Source organism: Escherichia sp. 10290 (assembly GCF_030295155.1).
Taxonomy (GTDB): domain Bacteria; phylum Pseudomonadota; class Gammaproteobacteria; order Enterobacterales; family Enterobacteriaceae; genus Escherichia; species Escherichia coli_F.
Genome location: NZ_AP025741.1, coordinates 1,283,237 through 1,302,152, shown reverse-complemented (window position 1 = coordinate 1,302,152; position 18,916 = coordinate 1,283,237). Strand labels below are relative to the sequence as shown.

The following is an 18,916-nucleotide window of genomic DNA, read 5'->3' as shown; positions in this document are numbered from 1 at the left end:
ACTTGCCCAGCATTGCACTAATGTCAGTTATGATTTGTTAATTATGAGATGAGTCTATGCAAAGAGATCTGTTGAATATTGCGCTCTATATATTTGGTTTTTGCACGTTCCTGGTGTTTGCAAAGCTATTCTGACAACGCATCAGACTTAGCCCCCTGCGTCATAGCGTTAATTACCTTTTGTGCCTGCTGCATGGCTTTCTCAAACGCTGTTGATCCGCGTGGGGTATTTGCCATTCGTAGCATTGCATTTCTGAATGGCTCGCTCTCATAGGCGCGAGTAAGAAGTCCGTAGCTTACTGCTGCGCCAGTTGTCGCCGGGTTCATTGCCGTCCCATACCCAATTATGAACGGGATAGTTTGCTGCCCTGTGGGTGTTGTTACTGCCGCTTTTGCAGCCTGCTGCGTGGATTGCAGGTAGTTTTTTAATCCTTTCAGATAAGCAGCGTCCTGCCCCTTAAATGTGATGCCAGTCTGGTTTTGCAGGATGTTAAGCTGCCGAAGGAACTGGTCAGGGGATCCGCCAGATTTCTCCATCGCCTTTCCAATGATGCCATTGCGCATTTGCGCCCTGCCAACACGACCAACTGAGTTATACAGCGTCTTAATTTCCGATTTGTTCTTGCTGAATAGCATGTTGTTGACAACTTCCGGTGTCAGGTCGCCTTTCATGAGAACATTCTTCAGCCTGGTATTCTTTAGTTTCGCCGCTTCGTCAGCGTAGACGGCATTGGCCTGCTGATATTTACGGAGAGTATCATTGCCAAGATTCTGACCAATGGCACCATTGATATCGTCTGTCATCGCCTTGTAAACGCGCTGAATGGCAGCATCGGAACGGTTTGGTAACACTGGTCGTTCCCCCTTCACGTCCATTCTGAACTGGCTGCGCAGATCGCTTAATTGCTTCAAATCCAGATTTACCGGACCATCAGGACCAGCATTGCGAATAAGCTCATCACGATAGGATTGAAGTTTTGAAATCGTCTCGTTATCAGCGACCTTACCAAGCTTCTGCAGGTTAGATATCTCAGTATCAATCTGCTGAATTGCTCGCACAGGCTGAATGTTTACTCCAGCCATAGCATTCTGAACCTGCTCCAGTCGATTACCGGCAGCACGACGAATTCCTGATGTTTTCGCTTTAAGGCTGTCAATAACAACCGCTGGATCATACTCACCGAATTTATCAGCAAATCTCTGCACCAACTGGCTTCTCGCTTCCTGTTGCGTTGCTCTCATTCCGCTTGTGCCAGCCAGAGGGATATTTTCTGCTGTAGTCTGCGCCATTTTTCCGACGCGGGAAGTAGGTTGTAACAGGTCTGTGGTGTGCAGAGGCACTCCTTCACGCTCTGCAAACCTGATAGCCTGTTGCGCTTCTGGCGCTATCGCACCACGAACTCCACGATAAGCAGCACCTAATCCACGTCCGGCAGCGTTAATAGCTCCGCCAGCCAGAACGCCAACGCCTAAGTCGGTGGCTAGTGCTTCCGCATCATCTTTCACACTGTTTGCAGCAAGTGATCCAACTGCGTTTTCAGCGAGAAGGCGAGTTGCACCCTGAGCAATTCGACCAGCAAGTGTTGGTGCCTGTGTTGCCGCTCTCTCAACGCCGGCAGGTGTGAGGTAAGGCAATGCTTCAGCAAATACCCTGCCCTCTGTCGTTTGTGGAGTCAGCGCACCTTGCTGAAGGCCAAAGTCCTGCTCTAATCCATGCGTTGTTACTCGTGGCGCGGGTTGATATGTTCCATCGCCAATGCCGAGTTTACCGCCAGCCCATGCAGCCGCGCTTGTTACAGCATCGGCAACTGATGCAGGTATGTTTGCCACGTTCACGCCAGCCTGCACCAGTCCGCGACCAGTCTCTTTCACTGCTTCACCAAGATCAGACATAAATCCACTTTGCTGTGGTTGTTGCTGTGCTACTGGTTGCTGTGTCTCCACTGGCTGCACAGATGGCAATGGATAGGCTGCATAGAAAGCTTGCTTAGCCTGCTCTGCATTTTCTCCGGCTTGCGGGGCCACGACTTCATTGAAGTATTGCTCCTGAGCCTGCGCTTTTTGTTCTGGTGCTAACGCCTGATACTGTGGAGAGGCGATAACATCTTTCCATGCTTTAGCCATTAATCACCCCATAGTGAAGAAAAGTTACTGCCAGTAGTAGATTGTTGCCTTGGAATATTCTGCACCGGCTCCTGATAATCAAACTGTTTTTTAACAGTGCTCAACTTGCTTTCAAGCTGATTTCTAATCTTTCCGATAGAGTCACGAAAAGCCTTTTCACTCATTTTGGGGCTTAGGGCACCAACCGCATCGGATAATTTTTTACCCTCAGCATCTGAAAGAGCGCCCATACCCTTCAGGGACTGCACCATAGGAAGGAATGTTTGAGCTTTAAAGGTGTCGAGCCTTGCTTCAAAGTTAGCCGCATCAGAGCCAGGAACTGTCGGAAACGCTGAGCGAATTCCTACTGCTTTTGAAAGGCCGGGGCTTTGCTCTATCTCGTTGAGAGAATCAAGCGCGGTGCTGAACGTATCAACTGCACCCTGAGCAGCGGCCTGCCTGTCAGCGCGGGCTATGTCAGCCTTTTGCCGAACATCTGCCTGTTTCTGTTTTAGCTCTTCAAGCTTTAACTGATTGCTTTCTCTGGCTATTTGTCTGTCCAGAGCCTTTTCTTGTAATTCTGCTCTTTGTATTTCGCGGGAAAGAGCAGCATTCTGTGCGCTGATGTTCTGTCCACGTATCTGGATGTCCTGACCTCGAGCTGTTAGTGCTTCTCCGGCCTGATTGCTGCGGATTGTCTCTGCCAGTCTGCCTCGGTCAATTTCACGACCAGCCATCTTGTCCTGAACATTGAAGTAATCAATCGGACCAAGCGCAGCCATCCCAAGGTGATCAACAAACTCACCAAATCCTGAAGGGTTCTGCTGATACATCTGAGCAACGCTGTTAGGGTCAACACCGACGCGAGTCAGTTCCTTGGCGTTGTTTTGCAGCCATGATTGCATTGCTTCTGGAGACGATGACGCAAGGCGTGCGCCAGCCGCTAAGGTGCCGATAGAATTACGCTGATCTTCATCAATGAATCCCATGCCTTTACGAACGGATTCAATCTGGTCTGGATATTGAGTAGCCAACTGACGCAAAGCACCGCGATCACCAGACGCATAAGCATTAGCGTACGCCTGCTGAAATTCTTTCTGCCGCTGAGCCTGCTTTTCCTGCTGAAACACCCCTGCAATACCTGAAAGACCTTGCAAAGCAGTCAGCCCAACATTGTTAGCGCCTGAACGCTCAATATCATTGTTCTGCCTGATAAGCTGAAGCGTATTGCCGATGTCATTTACGCTCGGAGCGTTTGAGTTGACGCCGCCGATACCAGCTAACAATCCGCCATTTGATCCTTGCCAAGTAGCCATGATTACCCCTTAAAACAACGAGCTAAGCAATCCAATACCAGCACCAATGCCAGCGCCCCAAGGTGTTGATGTTCCCAAAAGGCTGGCAAGACCTGCACCGGCAATCGCACCAGACGTGCCACCGCTAATTGCAGTCTGAAGACTTGATGGTTTATTGGCATTAGCAGCGGCAAGAGCTGCGCTTTGCTGTGCAATGCTGCTCATGTTGTTGGCGTACGTCTGCCCGGCGTTTGCCTGACCTTGCAGCGCACCAAGCCCAACGTTTGCCAGATTGTTGTAATTGCTCATCTGATTTGATAACCAAGACTGACCGAGTGTCGGCGCGATCGTAGCCAGTTGATTGCTTGTGGCTGTCGAACCAAGTCCACCCGTCGCCTCCGCAGCAGCAAGACTCTGGTAACGCGCCTGACCTGCAAGGTCTTTATACTGCTGAGAGTTGTAATACTGATTAAGTGCCTGCCCCTGACCTTCTAAACTGGAAAGATTCTGCAACTGGTTAACATACTGCTCCGCAAGAGGCGTGAACGGAGCAAGATTTTTCATGATCGTCTGCCACTGCTGATTTTGCAGGTCTGCGGCATACTTCTGAGCTTCTGCTGCATACTTTGCGCTTTTATCAGAGCTGCCACCTTTCCCGCCTTTTTCAGGGCAATAAGGTTCCTCGCCGCGCAGTTTTCTGCCCAGCTTAAATGCATATAACATGGCTATCTCCCGTGATTCAGGAAGTCGATTAGTTCTTCGCGTGTTGCGCTGTAAAAAGTCACGTCATCCACGCCTTTGAAGTATTTCTTGATGGTTCCTACACGCTTAAGGCCAATCATTGCGCAGTACATCTGCCCGTGGCGGAATTTGCGTGCAGCGAACGATGTGACGCACTGAACGGTGGTGTTAGTCAGAATGTATCGCCAGAACGCCAGACCGATTTCCTTGCTGAATCCACGAACCTCTGGCAGGTACATGGCGTGGCAATCGAATGTCAGCGGCTGAATCTCCTGATAGTAAACAATGCCGCCGAACTGCCCGTGCACGCTCACCTCAAAGTAACGGCATTCAGGTTTGTAGTCGTATCCATCGCCGTTGTTGCTCCCGGCGATAATGTCAGGGTGATTTCCGACTGCTTCTATCAGGTCGATGTTTCGCGTTGGTTTGAATGTAATCATCAGTCAATCAGCCCATGTAATCTAAGTGCCGTTTCAAGCGCCAGAATACGCTGCCGCGCCTGCTGCAAACCTGTAGCGAGAGCTGCGACTTCGGATTGTGTGTACGTAGTGCCGACAGTGTATGACTGGTTAGCGTTGAATGAGCCAAGAAGTGGCGTACCTGTGGCTGCAGTCCATCCGGTATTTCTTGCTCCAACAACCTGAATTCCATCAACTGAATATGATGTTTTTACATCCAGCGGTGACGCAAGAGACTGCGATTTGGTTACAGTTTTCGATACGTAATCACTCTTAATGTCAAATACATCGCTTTCTACGCCATCCAGTCTTTTGTCAACAGTGACCAGATGCGCCTGAATATCGATAACCTCATCCAGCAAGTAATCAACATCGCTGCGCAGTACGACTATCTTCCCTTCGGCGGTTGTTAACCTGACCTCAAGGAGATTTATCGCTTTTGTGTTTGCGGTGATTCTTGCATCGTGGTCAGCCAGTTCGACATCCTGTTCATCGTTTTTTACTTGGGCATCATAAGCGCCCTGACCAGCCTGATTTGCCTTCCCGGCAATTGCGCCGACATCAGCCCCCTGATTAATGACATACAGCAGGTAAGACTGGCTGAATATATTGCGTGGCAAAATTGAAGCATCAAGGCGCGTAGCCTGAACCGCGACAGGATTATTCAGTGATGAATCCGCCATTACTCAATCCTTATCTGAGCGCCAGACAGAGTTACAGGTGACTTCGTGATAACGCGCAATTTGAAGCCGACATTTTTCCTGATGCGCCCTACTCGCTTCCACAAAACGCGTTTGTCGTAAACGAACGGTTCATTCTGCTCAATCATCTGCTCACGTCCGTAATTGATGCCGTCAGTGGTTGCAGAGAGAAAAAGGCGGTCAGCATACTGCGCAACTCCAGTTGAAGATTCAACTTCAAGGTCGAAAACTCTGGCGTTATCTGCTTTGAACAACGGAGTAAACAGCAGGTGCTCCTGTTGCTTGTCGTACTGGCTGCTGATATCGAACTGCAATTTCCCGGTCACGGACTCTAGCTTATCGCCGCACGTTATCTGATTGCCTTCGTAAATGAAGTCGATAGCGCGGTACACATCGTCATACAGGCCTGTTTTCAGCACACACCATTGCGGACCATTGGCACTTGAAGATGCGTCGTAAACAAGAACATGGCGCGGCAGGTGAATAATCAGCAACTCATGAGCATCAAACCGCAACGATTCCATCACGCCATCAGCCAGTTCATCAGCAGTGTAGGAGCGTAGTATTTTCTCAATGCTCGCGCTGGCGATTGGTGACACCTGACCGGAGCCGATGATGTACACAGACGGCGCACCTGTTGCCGGATTGCTGATGAACGCATAGGAATCAGCAAACGGCGTTTTGCAGTAAGTTCCGGCGATGCCTTTTTGCACCATCAGCGATGGCTGCGCGACATACAAAGCAGCACCAACGGTGGTTGCACCAGTCAGGGAGAAATATTCAATCGTTGATGAACCAAAGCATACGATGAAGTCTCGCCATGTTCCGATGCCGATGATGCCGTCAGGCTGCGATTCTGCGCGATATTGTGCGCTGTAGCGGTCAGGGTGCGATTCGTCTTCAGGGTCAGTGATAAACCATGAATCAGTACCGTCTTTTGACCACGCATAACGCCCGCGTAAGCGCGTAATGTCGCGGACGGACCCTAACTCATACTGCGTGAATCCGCTGTCCGCAGGCCAGTTTGAGACGGTTTTAACCGTGCCATCATAGCGATACTCGACCAGTTGCCCGTTAACGCCTACCGCCTGTGATGTTCGACCATGCGCCATTGATACGCGACCACTTCCGGCAACATCACCGACCTCACTTTCTCCTTTGTACAGCTTCCCACCACACACGCGATAAACAGCACTCTGCGCCATGTTGTACTCGACGCCTCGCGATACGCCGTTCACATCAGAACGTTTGGCAATGCCCGGGAATGAGCGAAGATATCCGCTGCTGTTCAGGATTTCTTTGGGTGTAGCCAACATATTCACTGGCAGATAGTCGATATAGTCGGCGTTTCGAAAGTCTTTGCCGACACCTTTCATAAGTGGAAGTTGCTGAATCGGCATTTATTCACCTCACGTACTCGGATCATCTTTCTCGATGTAAAACCGATTCCACGTAAACGCGCTTTTGTTACCACTACCGCGAGGCATGTCATTTCGTCGCTCAAGTGGTGGTATTTTGGTTAAAGCGATACAGATTGTCTGATATGCACTGTCAGCAGCGGTCAGGAGAGCATCCGACGGCTGAATGACGTTATCCATGCACACCTGCACAGCGAGCTTCAAAGCGACGCCATCATTTGCCCATGCAGGGATACCTGAATCATCGTCAGGTAACGGCATGATGCCGTTTTCTGTATCAGCAAACTGATATCCAAGCTCGATACCTTTCGCCTGCCATGCTGCCATCATGTCTTCGAGGTCATTAATGGCATCTTCAATTGCCTGAGGGTCGGCATCTGTCAACGTGGCATTGGAATACAGCCCGGCTTTTCGTAAAGCCTTAAGAACGAGATCACCCTTCGTTTTCGCCATCTTCTTCCGCCTTAGCCACTTTTTGCTTCGTTGCGGTTTCTTCAGGAGTTTTTACCCAGCCTTTTTTCAGGTGAGATTTAACTTCTTCGTCATCAACAATGATGTAATCGACAGCAAACTGACCACAGGTGATCATGTTGCCAGGCTTATAGAGCATTGTTCGTGCCATTGTCTTCTCCCAATAAAAATGGGGCCGAAGCCCCACCAAAATTACTGCCCGGCAATAACGATGCCCGTATATTCAGGAACAAGTACAGAGCAACCGTACAGAGTGGTGAAACGAGCAGTGGTTACGCCTTTGATGTGGTCGAAGGCGTAAGACATGATCAGCGTAGCGCCCTGCTCGGTGGTTGCTGTCATTACCTGTGGACCCTGACCAGTCGGGAACGCCAGTTTGCCGTACATCAGTTCAACAGAACCATCAGCCCAGAACAGGTTAGCCGGTGCGGCATTTTTGTTGAGAATGGTGATTGCTGCAGTTTCTGCCGGCTTGGCATCGACGTTTGCATATGGACGGCTCGCAACATCGGCATTTCCAACAGGGAGAATCTTTGGAGAGATTGTTACGGTGGTTCCTGCTGTGTCTACTGCCAGAACGCGGAATACCTGCGGCTGCCCGGTGGTATCTTTGGTGATCTGGTGTACGGAATTCACACCTGCGATGGTAAACGCATCGCCAACCTGCAAGCCTTTAGCAGATACCGTAATGGTCCCCTGTCGGTTATCAACAGGCATGCCATTTGAATCTTTCGCTTCAACCTTGTGTTCAGGTTGATTTGATACTGTCAAGGTTTCAGTGCTTCCTGCCGGTAATCGACCGGAAATATCGGTCTTGTAGCTATCAAAGGAAGCAACCGGAGGGATCTGCGCTTTTTCGTATGCTGTCAGGGTTGCGCCCTGAGCGTAGGCACGGTGACCAAGCTCGCCAGCAAGGTCTTTGTAGTTGAAGGGGTTCCAGAAAGAGCGACGGTTGATACCCTGAGGTACACCAATCGCCGTCATGGTGGCATCAATATCTGCCGCACCATTCCACAAGGCAAGGCCCCGTGAGCCATTTTCTGAGGCAGGAATTGCGACCACGTTAGTAGCACGCTGCGTGACCATGGAAATCAGGTCAGAGTCAATCTGTGCAGCAAGGCGCATACCTGCGGCTCGACCAGCTTCAGTTTTATGTTCCGGGTCACGCATTTCACGCGCATCCAGAGTGTACAGAATGTTTTTCGGCTCCTTGAACACAGAAGGAACAAGGCGCTGAACCAGTGCTGTTGGCGTTTTGCTGCTGAGATCGAGGCCTTCCTCAATGTTCATGTGGTAATGCTGCGGACGATACAGAACATCACCTGCTCTCTGCATTGCGGTATCACCGGGACGGAATTTTTTAGCGTTACGGGAAACTACGCAGGCGGCCTCAAAGCCTTCAACGTAGTTTTCGAACATGATTTCAAGGTCTTTTGCTAATTGGTTAGCCATGCTTAATGCTCCGATAGGTTATTTTTTTGCCTTTTTAGCGGCGAAATACGGCGTCCAGTCACCAGTTTCCAGCGCCTTGGCTTTCAGTTTGTCGAGGTTATTGATTACTGCGCCGTTGCTCCCCTTGACTGTCGGGGTTGTGGCTGCCGTGGTTTTTGCTTTTGGCATGATTCTGGCCTTCGATTCGATACGTTCCAGCAGACGACCAATTGCTACGGGGTTGGTAGCTTCTGCCAGTTGCTTGCGCAGTTCAGCGTTGCGACCGAGTGCCAGAACAACGATTTCCGGCTTCTCTGACTCAAACAGGATCGCGTTTTGTGTCTCGATGGGGATTTCCTCGAGTACGGCCTGCTCAGCTTCCTGATAGCCAGGAACTTTGAGAGCCTTAACACGTTGCTGATATTTGGATAATCGCTCTTGATAGGCAGCCTGAATCTCCTGCTCCTTTTGCTTGCGAGCCATCTCCTGTTGCTGGTACTTGCCGTTATCCTCTGCCCACTTAGCCATGCGTTGCTGGTAGATTTCTTCATCGAAACCGATGTCCTCATCGTCCAGTTTTGGCATTCGCGGTGGTTGAGTGATTACCGGCTGCTGCTCGACGGGTTTCTGAGACTGACGCATCAGCTCTTTCAGCTCGCGGTCTTTCTCTTTAATCGTCTTGCGCAGGTGTTTTACCAGTCCATGCTCTGCGCCATCTTCGCTGGTTGGCGAATCCAGCTTTTCGTCACCAAAGTAGAATTCCTGTTCTGATTCGTCGTCATCAGTTTCAGTAGCTTCCTCTGCATCATTGCCGGAGGACTCACTGCCATCTTCTGTTTCGACTTCTTCAGCCCGTTCGACATCATCAGGAATCTGCTCTGACGCGTCGGTTTCGATTTCAACTTCTGGTGTGTTTTCTGCCATCTGGTCCATTTGTTACCCCTGTTTACTCGATGTTCAGCCCATCGGAAGGCAATAGGGTGCCAGGCCTCATAAAGACAGCCATTGCACGTTATGGGTTAATTACTGCTGTGGTTGTTGCTGAGTTGATTTTTGCAGGATGCTGCTGATGTCCATGCGCTGCGCATGTCCCTGTGCCTGACTTTTCAGGACAAGCTCTGCATCAGCACGGGCATTGTCTCCTTGCTGTTGCTGGAACTGTCCGAGCAGTTTCAGAGCCTCGCGGATATCAGATTTCTGCTGGCTATCGGCAGATGCGAGGATTTTCACAACGTTTGCCGCTGCAACCTGAGCATCAGTCTGTGCCTGGAATGCTTTAACCTGAATGGCTGCCTGTTCGTTCTGCGCTTTCTGCAATTCAGCCTGACCAGCAAGAAGCTGACCTTGCGCTGCAACCATAGCCGGATCTGGCTGACTGGCCTGTTGTTGTTTCGCCTGTTCAACCATCTGCTGTTCTTCAGGCGTTCTCGGCTTGATAACGCCAGACAGAAGCAACTGATTGCGGTTGTATTCTTTCAGGTCGTCCATCCCTTCGCCGTCCATATTGTCGAGAATCATCGACGATACAAGGTCATGCTTCGGCGTTCCTGGCGGGATAAGTGCCAGCATGGAAAGTAACGACTTAACCGTTGCATCACGGCGAGTAGCGAACGACTGACCGACATCGACAGTCACTTCATAGTTACCCTGCGAAAGGTCGTTAAGCGCGATAACCTGCCCTGTCTGACGGTCAACCACTTCACCAGTCATCAGCGCCACGTCATCGCTGCCATCCTCATTAACGATGCGCATTGGCGTATCGCTGCCATAGACTTCACGAGCCATAGAAAGCCACACGACGCCAGCACGGCGCATGGATTTAGCCATGTTGTCCATGTAGATATAGGACTGCGTGTCCATCCGGTTAAAGATGCTATCAACGGTATCGGTAGCGACGTTGCTCGGCATGTTCTCAAGCTGCGACGCACCTGTAATTTGCTGAATAGCCGTTCCGGTGTACTGCAATAGCCCGGCAAGAGCAGGAGGCATTTGTGTCGGAGGTGTCCAGCCAGCAACCTGAGCCTCTGAAATGACCGTTCCGTTTTTGTCCTTCTTGCTGGTCATGGGAAGAACTGCAGGTCTTTTCTTATTCCTCTCTGCCCAGTAATTCATTAATGGACCGGGAATGAAATCAACATCCACGATAGGAATGCCATCACCGCCAGCCTGAGTAGCGTTATCTGCAATCATGGAAACCATCAGGTTCTCAAGACGCTGTGCATCCATCGCTTTTGCAGCGTGGCCTTCGATTCGCTCCTGATTATCAACAAATGAGCGACGCCCATATACCGGGATGAGAGGAATATGTTCGCCAGGAATACGCTTCGGTTCTTCCAGCCATTCAGCGCCAGACAGAAGGCCGCAATAAACGCGGCGTTTCTTCACTGTCCGCTCGCCAATCAGTTCGAATGCGCCATCGGTCAGTTCGTCAACAATATCTTTGATTTGCTCTTCATCATAGATTGCCGTTTCTCCGCTAACAGGGTTGCGCCACGCCGTGAGCTTCACCTTCTCTATGCGAACTTCGTAGTAGCGTCCAACATAGATGGCATCGGGCGTTGACCAGTCATATTGAGTGCCAGTGTCATCACGAGAAAGGCTTGCCGCGATGGAATCAGGGTATTCAGCCTCGAACGCTTTAGGCGTCATGGAGAACATTTCCATAGCCCACATAGCATCAGAGCGGTCATATTGCTTGCTGTCCTGATCGAAGAAGACGCATGTCGCTGGGTCGTAAACAGGAAGAAGACTGATGCGTCGCTGCTCGTTACTCGGATCCATTTCATCTTCGTAATCGGCACACATGCGGAAACAACCGAATCCGCCCGTTACAGCATCATCAAATGCGTTATCACACGCTTCGCCACCGGATGTTTCCTGATAGTCAGCGCGGAATTTGCCGTTCATCTTTTCGGCTAACGCTTCCGATGCCTTATCGTCCTTCGGCCTGAATTTAACGCTGATGCGATTCTGTCGATACTCGCCAATGATGCGATCACATTCACGGGCAATCTTATTCAGTTCAAAACGCGGATAATGCTCGAACCTGCCTTCATCAAATGAGTAACCAGCGTTTGTGCTGCCTTCCCACTGTGCGCCGGATACCCGGACGAAACGTTGAGCCTCAATAATCTGCTCACGCATATCCTGCGTTGCTGACCAGGCATTATCAAAGTTGCACAGCACCTTGCGATGCCAGTCAGTCATCTTTTTTTCTGCCATATCAACCTACACCACAAGGAATTGAGTAACTGGAATAGTCGGGTTGCGCAGCCGACTCCGGGCAATGCATACACATCATCAGCGCATCAGCCAGGTTAGGAGATGGGATACCGAGCTTCTGCTTCATTTCGACCTTAGTCATAAGTTCCAGCTTCCCGTTGTTATTGAATTTGCGCTGAATCTGCGTAAGTTCTGCAAACAGCTTCTCCAGCATCTTCTCGCCTATCGCTTCTTTGTCGAAACTCAGCATGTCGTCGGGGTCTGCATACTCACCGTGAACAACCGCCCGATATGTCAGATACAGTCTGTCAGCCAGCGCGTAATAGAATTGCGCTCGCTTATTGCGGAATACATCGCCAATAGTGCGAACGTTGTCACCCTGTACGACTTCATCAGCCCATGCTCCGGCCTGATACGGCGCATCTTCATCGAATGGCGATTCGCTACCCTTGAACATCGTGGCGGTGATTTTCTTGCCGGAGAACGCTTCCGTTGTCTGTCTGCGTAGCCCCGCACCGACGCCATCACCATCCCACAGGTAATGGTCAGCGCCGTCTTCAATCGCCAGCGAAGTAGCCCAGTCAGCACCCTCGTTGATGTCCATCAGCAGGCCTTCGGCAATGCGCTTAACTACCGAACCGTGACGCGATGCATAACCTTTAGCATCTGGCCCTGTATCTGATGGGTCATGCGCAGAAACAACCGCGCCTTTCGCTTTCCATCCGAGTTTCTTGTGCGCATCGGTTGCAGCTTCAAGCCATTCTCGTTTGATGATTGCCATATCACTTGCGCTCACTGGCTCACCAAGCCAGATGTGACGATACAGTGTCGGATTTCTGCGTTTGCACTCTTCCATCTCCAGACGGAGAACTTCAGGAAAGTGCGGATTGTCGGTGTAGTTCACCGTCAGCAGACAAATATCATCGGGAGGATTTACGACGAATCGCTGATAGGTATCGTCGAGGATGTTCTTCGGGTTAAAGCTCACCCATATTTCAGAGAACGGCTTACGGATGGTTGGGATCAGGATATCCCATGATTCCTTCGTTACCGCTTCCGCTTCTTCCACCCAGCAGATATCAATGCCTTCGAGCGATTTAATCTTCGTCGGGTTGTTTTTGATGCCGTAGAACATGAATTCAGCATTCGTTCCGAGATGACGAATCATGGAACGCTGAATTTCAAACTCGGCCGAATACCCTTCCCGCTCTATGGTGTCTTCAAGCAACCGGATTACCGAATCGCTGATACTGTTTTGCAGTTCACGAGCGCAGAGAATACGCACAGGCTGCCGACGCGCCGCTTCAACAAGCAGCCTCGCAATTGCCCATGACTTACCGCTACCTCGACCGCCTTTGGCAACTTTGTAGCGATGCGCCTCAATGAACGGTTCAAAGATAGGATTAATCGAGGTCATTTTCCGAATAGAGTACTCATCGGTGATGTTTCAATCTGGATTGCGCCGCCGTCTTTGCCTGTTAGCTCGTGATCAACCTTGTCGCGCCATTTATCCTTCTGTCGGTTCTTAAGCCAGAAAATGGCAGCGGTTGTATCAGGCGGGTAATACTTCTCAAGCGGAGTTTCGACAATTCTGTTTTCAATAACACGAATATCGATATCTGGAGCCACGAAGCCCATAGCGCGTTGATAAAGACGATCACTAACTTCTGCATCAGCGACGGCCTTACCCTTTTTTATGGACTCCGAAAACTTAGGATAATCAAGCTTCCACTTGTTAATAGTTGACTCACTGACTTCAAAGAAATCAGCAAGTTCTGCGTCTGTATAGCCCAGCAAGCACAGTTTGCGTGCCTGTTCGGCGTACGCCTCTTGATACTTTGTTGGGCGCGCCATGTTTATGCTCCGGTAGTGAACAGGTCTAACGCTTCCTTCGATTTACGCACCGCTTCGAATGTGCGGATCGTGATATCCGAATTAGCGCCACCTGACTGGAAGTGAATTTTGAATAGCTCAAGCTTCAGCTCGTCAGTGCCAATGAACTGAAATGCCTCCTCTGCGGCTGCGTTCTGGTTCATGACCAGTTTGTAAATCTCTAACTGGAATTTCTGTTCTTCAGTCATGGGAATAATCTCTGCCATTGTTGGCTCCGTTTATCCGTTAAAAGGGATATCAGTTAAGATATCCCGTGTAGGGTATAAGCCATTATCAAAGCCACTCTGTAGGGAATGGCTTTTGTAATAACTACTGTTCGCTTAGCTTCTGCTTCAGCAAGTAACCTTCGAGCATCCAGATTTTGTTTACAGCATTTTGCCGGGCAATCTTCCTACCAATTTCTGCATCAAAGTTTTCCGGGCTTGCACAGGCACTCTCTCCGGTGACGGTGAAGCCATTCTTCAGCACCAGTACGCAGAAAGTGAGCAACTTCAATGGTGATAAATCACGATCGCCTTCTTCTGGTTTTTCCCTGCCACAATATTCGTTGCTGGAAATGGCACCATTTCGTCCATCATAAGCAGTAAAGTAATGCTCGCTTTTAATCACGTCTTCGATGTGCTGCGGGGTGATTCGCGGTGCCGTTTGGCCTTTCTCAACGATTTCTTTTTCGATTTGCTGGTCGTTCATAATTATGACCCTGTGGAGTGGTTGCTTGATTAGGATGTCTTTCCATCAGTCCGCCACCACAAAGAATCTTTTTTGCCATCAGGCAGGAGGTTCATCTTTCAGTGGCTGCCAGTGTTATTTCCCCACTTTCTGGCTTGGGTTGTTTCGCTGTACTGCCGTTAACTGGTGGCGCACAGATTTAGTTAAATCCGTTCTCGCCTGAACTATCTTTTACATACCCGGATTGTGGGGATGTAAATCACGGTTTCATTATCAAGCCCACCCGTAGATGGGCTTTGTAATGACTACAGTAACGGACTGCACAATGCGCCTGTATTTCGAGGATGACGTCCAAATACGTTAATCTTCTCGCGAACGCTCTCACTACACATTCGCTCTACAATTCGCCAAACAGCCTTTTCAGGTAAAAATTTCGGCGCTAGTGCTGAAATAGCACGCCACAGACCCCGACTAAGCGAGCACGCTGTGCTACCGAAACTAAAGATGGCGAACGAAATAGACGTGATAAACGCCCAGCAACCAGAGAGAAAAGTTGAGATGCGGTGATAAAGCTTAGTCATGTATTGCTCCTGTTTTTTTGGTTTTCATCGCCCGATCATTTCAGGCATTGCGTCCTGATGTATTCCTGCAGGTAGTTAACCTGCGCGGTTATCTTGTCGATTCCACTTCGGAGACGGTAATAATTGAGTTCAGCATCTGCTGTAAGTCTTGGGCTTTCTCCATCGCCCATGCTGCTGGCTCCGGTCGTTGACTTTGCACAGGTGGCGGCGACTTGCAGGCGCTTACGCCCAGCAGAAACATCAGCACGGAGGCTTTCGATAGTCGCGTTAGCATCAGCAAGCTCCTTTGTGTATCTGGCGTCAAGTTCTGCTACATCACGTTGACGCTTCTGCATGTCAGCGATGATGGATGTGGCTTTGTCGCGCTGGGCTTTGTAGGCGATGGCGTTATCCCGGTAATGATTAACAGCCCATGACAGACAGACGATGATGCAGATAACCAGAGCGGAGATAATCGCGGTGACTCTGCTCATACCTCAATCTCTCTGACCGTTCCGCCAGCCTCTTTGAATTTTGCAATCAGGCTGTCAGCCTTATGCTCGAACTGACCATAACCAGCCCCCGGCAGTGAAGCCCAGATATTGCTGCAACGGTCGATAGCCTGACGAATATCGCCGCGATCAATCATCGGTAAAGCGCCACGCTCTTTAATCTGTTGCAATGCCACAGCGTCCTGGCTTTTTGGAGAGAAGTCTTTCAGGCCAAGCTGCTTACGGTAGGCATCCCACCAACGGGAAAGAAGCTGGTAACGTCCGGCGGCTGTTGATTTGAGTTTGGGGTTTAGCGTGACAAGTTTGCGAGGGTGATCGGAGTAATCAGTGAATAGCTCTCCGCCTACAATGACGTCATAACCATGATTTCTGGTTTTCTGCCGTCCGTTATCAGTTCCCTCTGACCACGCCAGCATATCGAGGAACGCCTTACGTTGATTATTGATTTCCACCATCTTCTACTCCGGCTTTTTTAGCAGCGAAGCGTTTGATAAGCGAACCAATCGAGTCAGTACCGATGTAGCCGATGAACACGCTCGTTATATAAGCGAGATTGCTACTTAGTCCGGCGAAGTCGAGAAGGTCACGAATGAACCAGGCGATAATGGCGCACATCGTTGCGTCGATTACTGTTTTTGTAAACGCACCGCCATTATATCTGCCGCGAAGGTACGCCATTGCAAACGCAAGGATTGCCCCGATGCCTTGTTCCTTTGCCGCGAGAATAGCGGCTAACAGGTCATGTTTTTCTGGCATCTTCATGTCTTACCCCCAATAAGGGGATTTGCTCTATTTAATTAGGAATAAGGTCGATTACTGATAGAACAAATCCAGGCTACTGTGTTTAGTAATCAGATTTGTTCGTGACCGATATGCACGGGCAAAACGGCAGGAAGTTGTTAGCGCAACCTCATGCCACCCGCTTTCACGAAGCCAGCCATTGCGCTGGTTTTCTTTTATGCAAAGCACACCGCACCGTAGCCACAGCGGATAAGGTGATTATTTTGGTCTGTCTGGTATTTGGTTTGATGCGCTTTCAGAAAGGTCGTGCTTAAAACGCAAAAAGCCCCGAGCTATTAACTCAGGGCTTTATTTAACGAGTGCATTTATCCATCGTTGAGTCAAATTTACCCAACTTTATTCAAAAAGTCAATATTATGCCGTTAATTTGTTGCCATCCGTGGCAATCATGCTGCTAACGTGTGACCGCATTCAAAATGTTGTCTGCGATTGACTCTTCTTTGTGGCATTGCACCACCAGAGCGTCATACAGCGGCTTAACAGTGCGTGACCAGGTGGGTTGGGTAAGATTTGGGATTAGCATCGTCACAGCGCGATATGCGGCGCTTGCTGGCATCCTTGAATAGCCGACACCTTTGCATCTTCCGCATTCTTTCTCAACAACTCTCCCCCACTGCTCTGTTTTTGCTATATCAACCGCACGGCCTGTACCGTGACAATCTCTGCATCTTGCGCCCGGCGTCGCGGCACTACGGCAATAATCCGCATAAGCGAATGTTGCGAGCACTTGCAGTACCTTTGCCTTAGTATTTCCTTCAAGCTTTGCCACACCACGGTATTTCCCCGATACCTTGTGTGCAAATTGCATCAGATAGTTGATAGCCTTTTGTTTGTCGTTCTGGCTGAGTTCATGCTTACCGCAGAATGCAGCCATTCCGAATCCGGCTTGTGATTGCGCCATCCCCATAGCAGCCATCACATCAGTACCGGAAAGAGAGTCAGAAGCCGTGGCCCGTGGTGAGTCGCTCATCATCGGGCTTTTTGGCGAATGAAATTTAGCTACGCTTTCGAGTCTCATCGTCTTCCCCTCTTGCCCTGTTTGACCATCAGGACGCCGTTAACTATTACATGACGCTCGCCTTTGCTGTCTCGGTTGTACTTGAGCACTGTTCCTCTTGCGCAGGAAAGCATCCTTGCCACTTCAGTCTGATTGCCTCGTGTCTGGATAAGAAGCTCTGGTATCGTTTGAATTGTGGCGTTCATGCGTTCTCCAGTTCGGTGATTTTTATTCCAAGCCTTCCGCCTGGTACTTTCACGCCACGAATTACGCGAATGTCATCGAATTGCTCGTCGTCTTCCGCAAATCCGGCGTGGATAAGGGAGTCGAGTAAACCTTTCAGGATGTTGTCGAGGTCGCGGCGGCGGGAGTCTGGAACGTCTGCGATGACTTTGATGCGGAGTCGTGATTTGGTGAAAATGTCTAACTTAAGTTGGCGGATGATTTGCTGAACGTCTTTTCGGTATTTCTGGCCTTTATCGCTGATGTAGTATTGGCTTCCCCGTCTTCGCCAGTAGGTGTTCACCGACGGCGGGTATGGAAGCACAAACTGATATTCGCTCATGACTTAATCTTCCCCTCCTTCAGCAGTATCGCCTGCGTCCTGATCACGCCTTCGAGGTGGTAAAGTCTGGCGTCTTTGTTGTCGAGATTATGGGTGCGTCGGTCGATCTCCGCGTGGCAGTCACTACAAGCCCATGCACCGATCAGGTCGTCAGGCTTCATTCCCGTTCCGCAAATTCCAGCCATCCGGTAATGTGCCAGAACTGTAGTTTCAGGATTACCATTGCATATTCCGTAAATACGTACCTGGCATTCTCTGCCGCGTGCTTCTTTGCGTAGGTTAGCCATTATGGTTCACTCCAGTAATTCTCAATTGCAGCAGCCATTCTCTGCATCCACTCAGCCAGCTTTAACGCAGCTTCTCTTTCAGAACCACATTTAGGGAAATCCTTCATTTCCATGCTGGCCTTATATGTTCTGAATGCCAGGTCTCCGGTAATAACCAACTCCTGATCAAGCACCGAGCGTTTATTCCGGTGTTGAACGTAATAGACAGATTCAGTCCGCATTTCTTCTCTGTCTTTTTTGAAGGAAATAAGCTCAGAGAAATCACTCATCGTCTTCTTCCTCGTACATTGAGCTATTCGGATCGCTCATCAGTTCTGCGCAGCAATCGGAGCACACGTGAACTTCAAGCACATGCAGCTTCTGACCGCAGTTAGCGCACGTTAAAGCTCGCTCGACGCTTTCTTTCTGGTATTGAATGGATTGGGATGGGCTAAGCATTATTGGCGTCCTGCATCATGAGAAAGACAATCATGGCGGCGCGGAGAACATTTTCATGCTCATGCTCCCAAATAGGGTTGGCAGAAGCACCGTGCAAACCGCTTTCGTTCCAGTCCCAGAGAATGTTAACTCCGTTATCAGCAATAATCGGCCATGCGTCTGCTGGGTTTGCGCATGGGTTAAAGGATCCGCGCTCAACTTCTACTTCAACTGCGTCTCCGTTTACAATGTCTCCCTCAAATGAGATAAACACCATCGCGCCATTCTCACCTTCTTTGTAATCCGGTGATCCGTTATGAATGGCTTCGAATACTGCCACGTTAATTTCAAAATCACTTAACTGTGAATAATCCAT

Annotated in this window: 26 protein-coding genes; 1 reads left to right on the top strand and 25 read right to left on the bottom strand. The window is 49.8% G+C overall.

Features of this window, described 5'->3' with window-relative positions:
- Positions 1 to 125: 125 nt before the first annotated feature.
- The 18 genes from QUE74_RS06370 to QUE74_RS06285 form a co-directional block, all read right to left on the bottom strand.
- A complete protein-coding gene (locus tag QUE74_RS06370) occupies positions 126 to 2,123 on the bottom strand; it encodes a P22-gp16 family phage DNA ejection protein (protein ID WP_001029827.1) in 1,998 nt (665 codons plus the stop codon).
- Positions 2,123 to 3,418 (bottom strand): phage DNA ejection protein, encoded by a 1,296-nt coding sequence (locus QUE74_RS06365; protein ID WP_000246931.1) that lies wholly within the window; start codon positions 3,416 to 3,418, stop codon positions 2,123 to 2,125. The genes QUE74_RS06370 and QUE74_RS06365 overlap by 1 nt, the downstream gene beginning before the upstream one ends.
- A gap of 9 nt (positions 3,419 to 3,427) precedes the next feature.
- The gene (locus tag QUE74_RS06360) at positions 3,428 to 4,120 is read right to left on the bottom strand and encodes a P22-gp17 family phage DNA ejection protein (RefSeq protein ID WP_000964883.1); all 693 of its coding nucleotides are present in this window, start codon (positions 4,118 to 4,120) and stop codon (positions 3,428 to 3,430) included.
- Positions 4,121 to 4,122: 2 nt separating this feature from the next.
- Entirely contained in the window at positions 4,123 to 4,578 is a 456-nt protein-coding gene (locus QUE74_RS06355) for a DUF2824 family protein (RefSeq protein ID WP_016262199.1), read from the bottom strand.
- Complete coding sequence (locus tag QUE74_RS06350) at positions 4,578 to 5,279, bottom strand: phage tail protein (RefSeq protein WP_286331910.1); 702 nt, start codon at positions 5,277 to 5,279, stop codon at positions 4,578 to 4,580. The genes QUE74_RS06355 and QUE74_RS06350 overlap by 1 nt, the downstream gene beginning before the upstream one ends.
- The gene (locus QUE74_RS06345; RefSeq protein ID WP_086251807.1) at positions 5,279 to 6,697 is read right to left on the bottom strand and encodes a packaged DNA stabilization protein gp10; all 1,419 of its coding nucleotides are present in this window, start codon (positions 6,695 to 6,697) and stop codon (positions 5,279 to 5,281) included. The genes QUE74_RS06350 and QUE74_RS06345 overlap by 1 nt, the downstream gene beginning before the upstream one ends.
- Before the next feature lie 9 nt (positions 6,698 to 6,706).
- A complete protein-coding gene (locus QUE74_RS06340) occupies positions 6,707 to 7,168 on the bottom strand; it encodes a packaged DNA stabilization gp4 family protein (protein WP_001140510.1) in 462 nt (153 codons plus the stop codon).
- Positions 7,149 to 7,337 carry a hypothetical protein gene (locus QUE74_RS06335; RefSeq protein WP_001389518.1) on the bottom strand — a complete coding sequence of 63 codons (189 nt, stop codon included), beginning with the start codon at positions 7,335 to 7,337 and terminating at the stop codon, positions 7,149 to 7,151. The genes QUE74_RS06340 and QUE74_RS06335 overlap by 20 nt, the downstream gene beginning before the upstream one ends.
- Before the next feature lie 41 nt (positions 7,338 to 7,378).
- Positions 7,379 to 8,638, bottom strand: coding sequence for a P22 phage major capsid protein family protein (locus QUE74_RS06330; RefSeq protein ID WP_033558930.1), 1,260 nt, complete (start codon positions 8,636 to 8,638; stop codon positions 7,379 to 7,381).
- Positions 8,639 to 8,656: 18 nt separating this feature from the next.
- On the bottom strand, positions 8,657 to 9,550 hold the full coding sequence (locus QUE74_RS06325) for a scaffolding protein (protein ID WP_086251806.1): 894 nt from the start codon (positions 9,548 to 9,550) through the stop codon (positions 8,657 to 8,659).
- A 90-nt stretch (positions 9,551 to 9,640) separates the two neighbouring features.
- Entirely contained in the window at positions 9,641 to 11,839 is a 2,199-nt protein-coding gene (locus tag QUE74_RS06320; protein WP_021514407.1) for a portal protein, read from the bottom strand.
- A 1-nt stretch (position 11,840) separates the two neighbouring features.
- Positions 11,841 to 13,256, bottom strand: a complete 1,416-nt coding sequence (locus QUE74_RS06315) for a PBSX family phage terminase large subunit (protein WP_000200766.1) — start codon at positions 13,254 to 13,256, stop codon at positions 11,841 to 11,843.
- Positions 13,253 to 13,693 carry a hypothetical protein gene (locus QUE74_RS06310; protein ID WP_000113732.1) on the bottom strand — a complete coding sequence of 147 codons (441 nt, stop codon included), beginning with the start codon at positions 13,691 to 13,693 and terminating at the stop codon, positions 13,253 to 13,255. The genes QUE74_RS06315 and QUE74_RS06310 overlap by 4 nt, the downstream gene beginning before the upstream one ends.
- Before the next feature lie 2 nt (positions 13,694 to 13,695).
- The gene (locus QUE74_RS06305) at positions 13,696 to 13,938 is read right to left on the bottom strand and encodes a DUF2560 family protein (RefSeq protein ID WP_000807785.1); all 243 of its coding nucleotides are present in this window, start codon (positions 13,936 to 13,938) and stop codon (positions 13,696 to 13,698) included.
- A 103-nt stretch (positions 13,939 to 14,041) separates the two neighbouring features.
- Positions 14,042 to 14,422: a Gp49 family protein gene (locus tag QUE74_RS06300; RefSeq protein ID WP_042970721.1), complete on the bottom strand. Its 381-nt coding sequence runs from the start codon at positions 14,420 to 14,422 to the stop codon at positions 14,042 to 14,044.
- A 595-nt stretch (positions 14,423 to 15,017) separates the two neighbouring features.
- Positions 15,018 to 15,455, bottom strand: coding sequence for a lysis protein (locus tag QUE74_RS06295; protein WP_096964581.1), 438 nt, complete (start codon positions 15,453 to 15,455; stop codon positions 15,018 to 15,020).
- Positions 15,452 to 15,928, bottom strand: coding sequence for a glycoside hydrolase family 24 protein (locus tag QUE74_RS06290; RefSeq protein WP_000229392.1), 477 nt, complete (start codon positions 15,926 to 15,928; stop codon positions 15,452 to 15,454). The genes QUE74_RS06295 and QUE74_RS06290 overlap by 4 nt, the downstream gene beginning before the upstream one ends.
- Positions 15,912 to 16,235, bottom strand: a complete 324-nt coding sequence (locus QUE74_RS06285; RefSeq protein WP_000783734.1) for a phage holin, lambda family — start codon at positions 16,233 to 16,235, stop codon at positions 15,912 to 15,914. Before QUE74_RS06285 ends, QUE74_RS06290 begins: the two co-directional genes overlap by 17 nt.
- Positions 16,236 to 16,345: 110 nt before the next feature.
- Between QUE74_RS06285 and QUE74_RS06280 the strand changes: the two genes are divergently transcribed.
- Entirely contained in the window at positions 16,346 to 16,528 is a 183-nt protein-coding gene (locus tag QUE74_RS06280; protein ID WP_100733882.1) for a hypothetical protein, read from the top strand.
- 140 nt (positions 16,529 to 16,668) lie between these two features.
- On the opposite strand, the gene QUE74_RS06275 is transcribed toward QUE74_RS06280, so the two are convergent.
- From QUE74_RS06275 to QUE74_RS06245, 7 genes are read right to left on the bottom strand one after another with little or no spacing between them, the layout of a single operon-like run.
- Entirely contained in the window at positions 16,669 to 17,292 is a 624-nt protein-coding gene (locus QUE74_RS06275; protein ID WP_001235461.1) for an antitermination protein, read from the bottom strand.
- Complete coding sequence (locus tag QUE74_RS06270; protein ID WP_000994516.1) at positions 17,289 to 17,477, bottom strand: protein ninH; 189 nt, start codon at positions 17,475 to 17,477, stop codon at positions 17,289 to 17,291. The genes QUE74_RS06275 and QUE74_RS06270 overlap by 4 nt, the downstream gene beginning before the upstream one ends.
- Positions 17,474 to 17,836 (bottom strand): RusA family crossover junction endodeoxyribonuclease, encoded by a 363-nt coding sequence (locus QUE74_RS06265; RefSeq protein WP_025748958.1) that lies wholly within the window; start codon positions 17,834 to 17,836, stop codon positions 17,474 to 17,476. Before QUE74_RS06265 ends, QUE74_RS06270 begins: the two co-directional genes overlap by 4 nt.
- Entirely contained in the window at positions 17,833 to 18,123 is a 291-nt protein-coding gene (locus QUE74_RS06260) for a DUF1364 domain-containing protein (protein WP_097468586.1), read from the bottom strand. Before QUE74_RS06260 ends, QUE74_RS06265 begins: the two co-directional genes overlap by 4 nt.
- Entirely contained in the window at positions 18,123 to 18,392 is a 270-nt protein-coding gene (locus QUE74_RS06255) for a hypothetical protein (RefSeq protein ID WP_001279421.1), read from the bottom strand. The genes QUE74_RS06260 and QUE74_RS06255 overlap by 1 nt, the downstream gene beginning before the upstream one ends.
- Positions 18,385 to 18,561, bottom strand: coding sequence for a protein NinF (locus QUE74_RS06250; RefSeq protein ID WP_016262210.1), 177 nt, complete (start codon positions 18,559 to 18,561; stop codon positions 18,385 to 18,387). The genes QUE74_RS06255 and QUE74_RS06250 overlap by 8 nt, the downstream gene beginning before the upstream one ends.
- On the bottom strand, positions 18,554 to 18,916 hold the full coding sequence (locus tag QUE74_RS06245; protein ID WP_032177434.1) for a phage protein NinX family protein: 363 nt from the start codon (positions 18,914 to 18,916) through the stop codon (positions 18,554 to 18,556). The genes QUE74_RS06250 and QUE74_RS06245 overlap by 8 nt, the downstream gene beginning before the upstream one ends.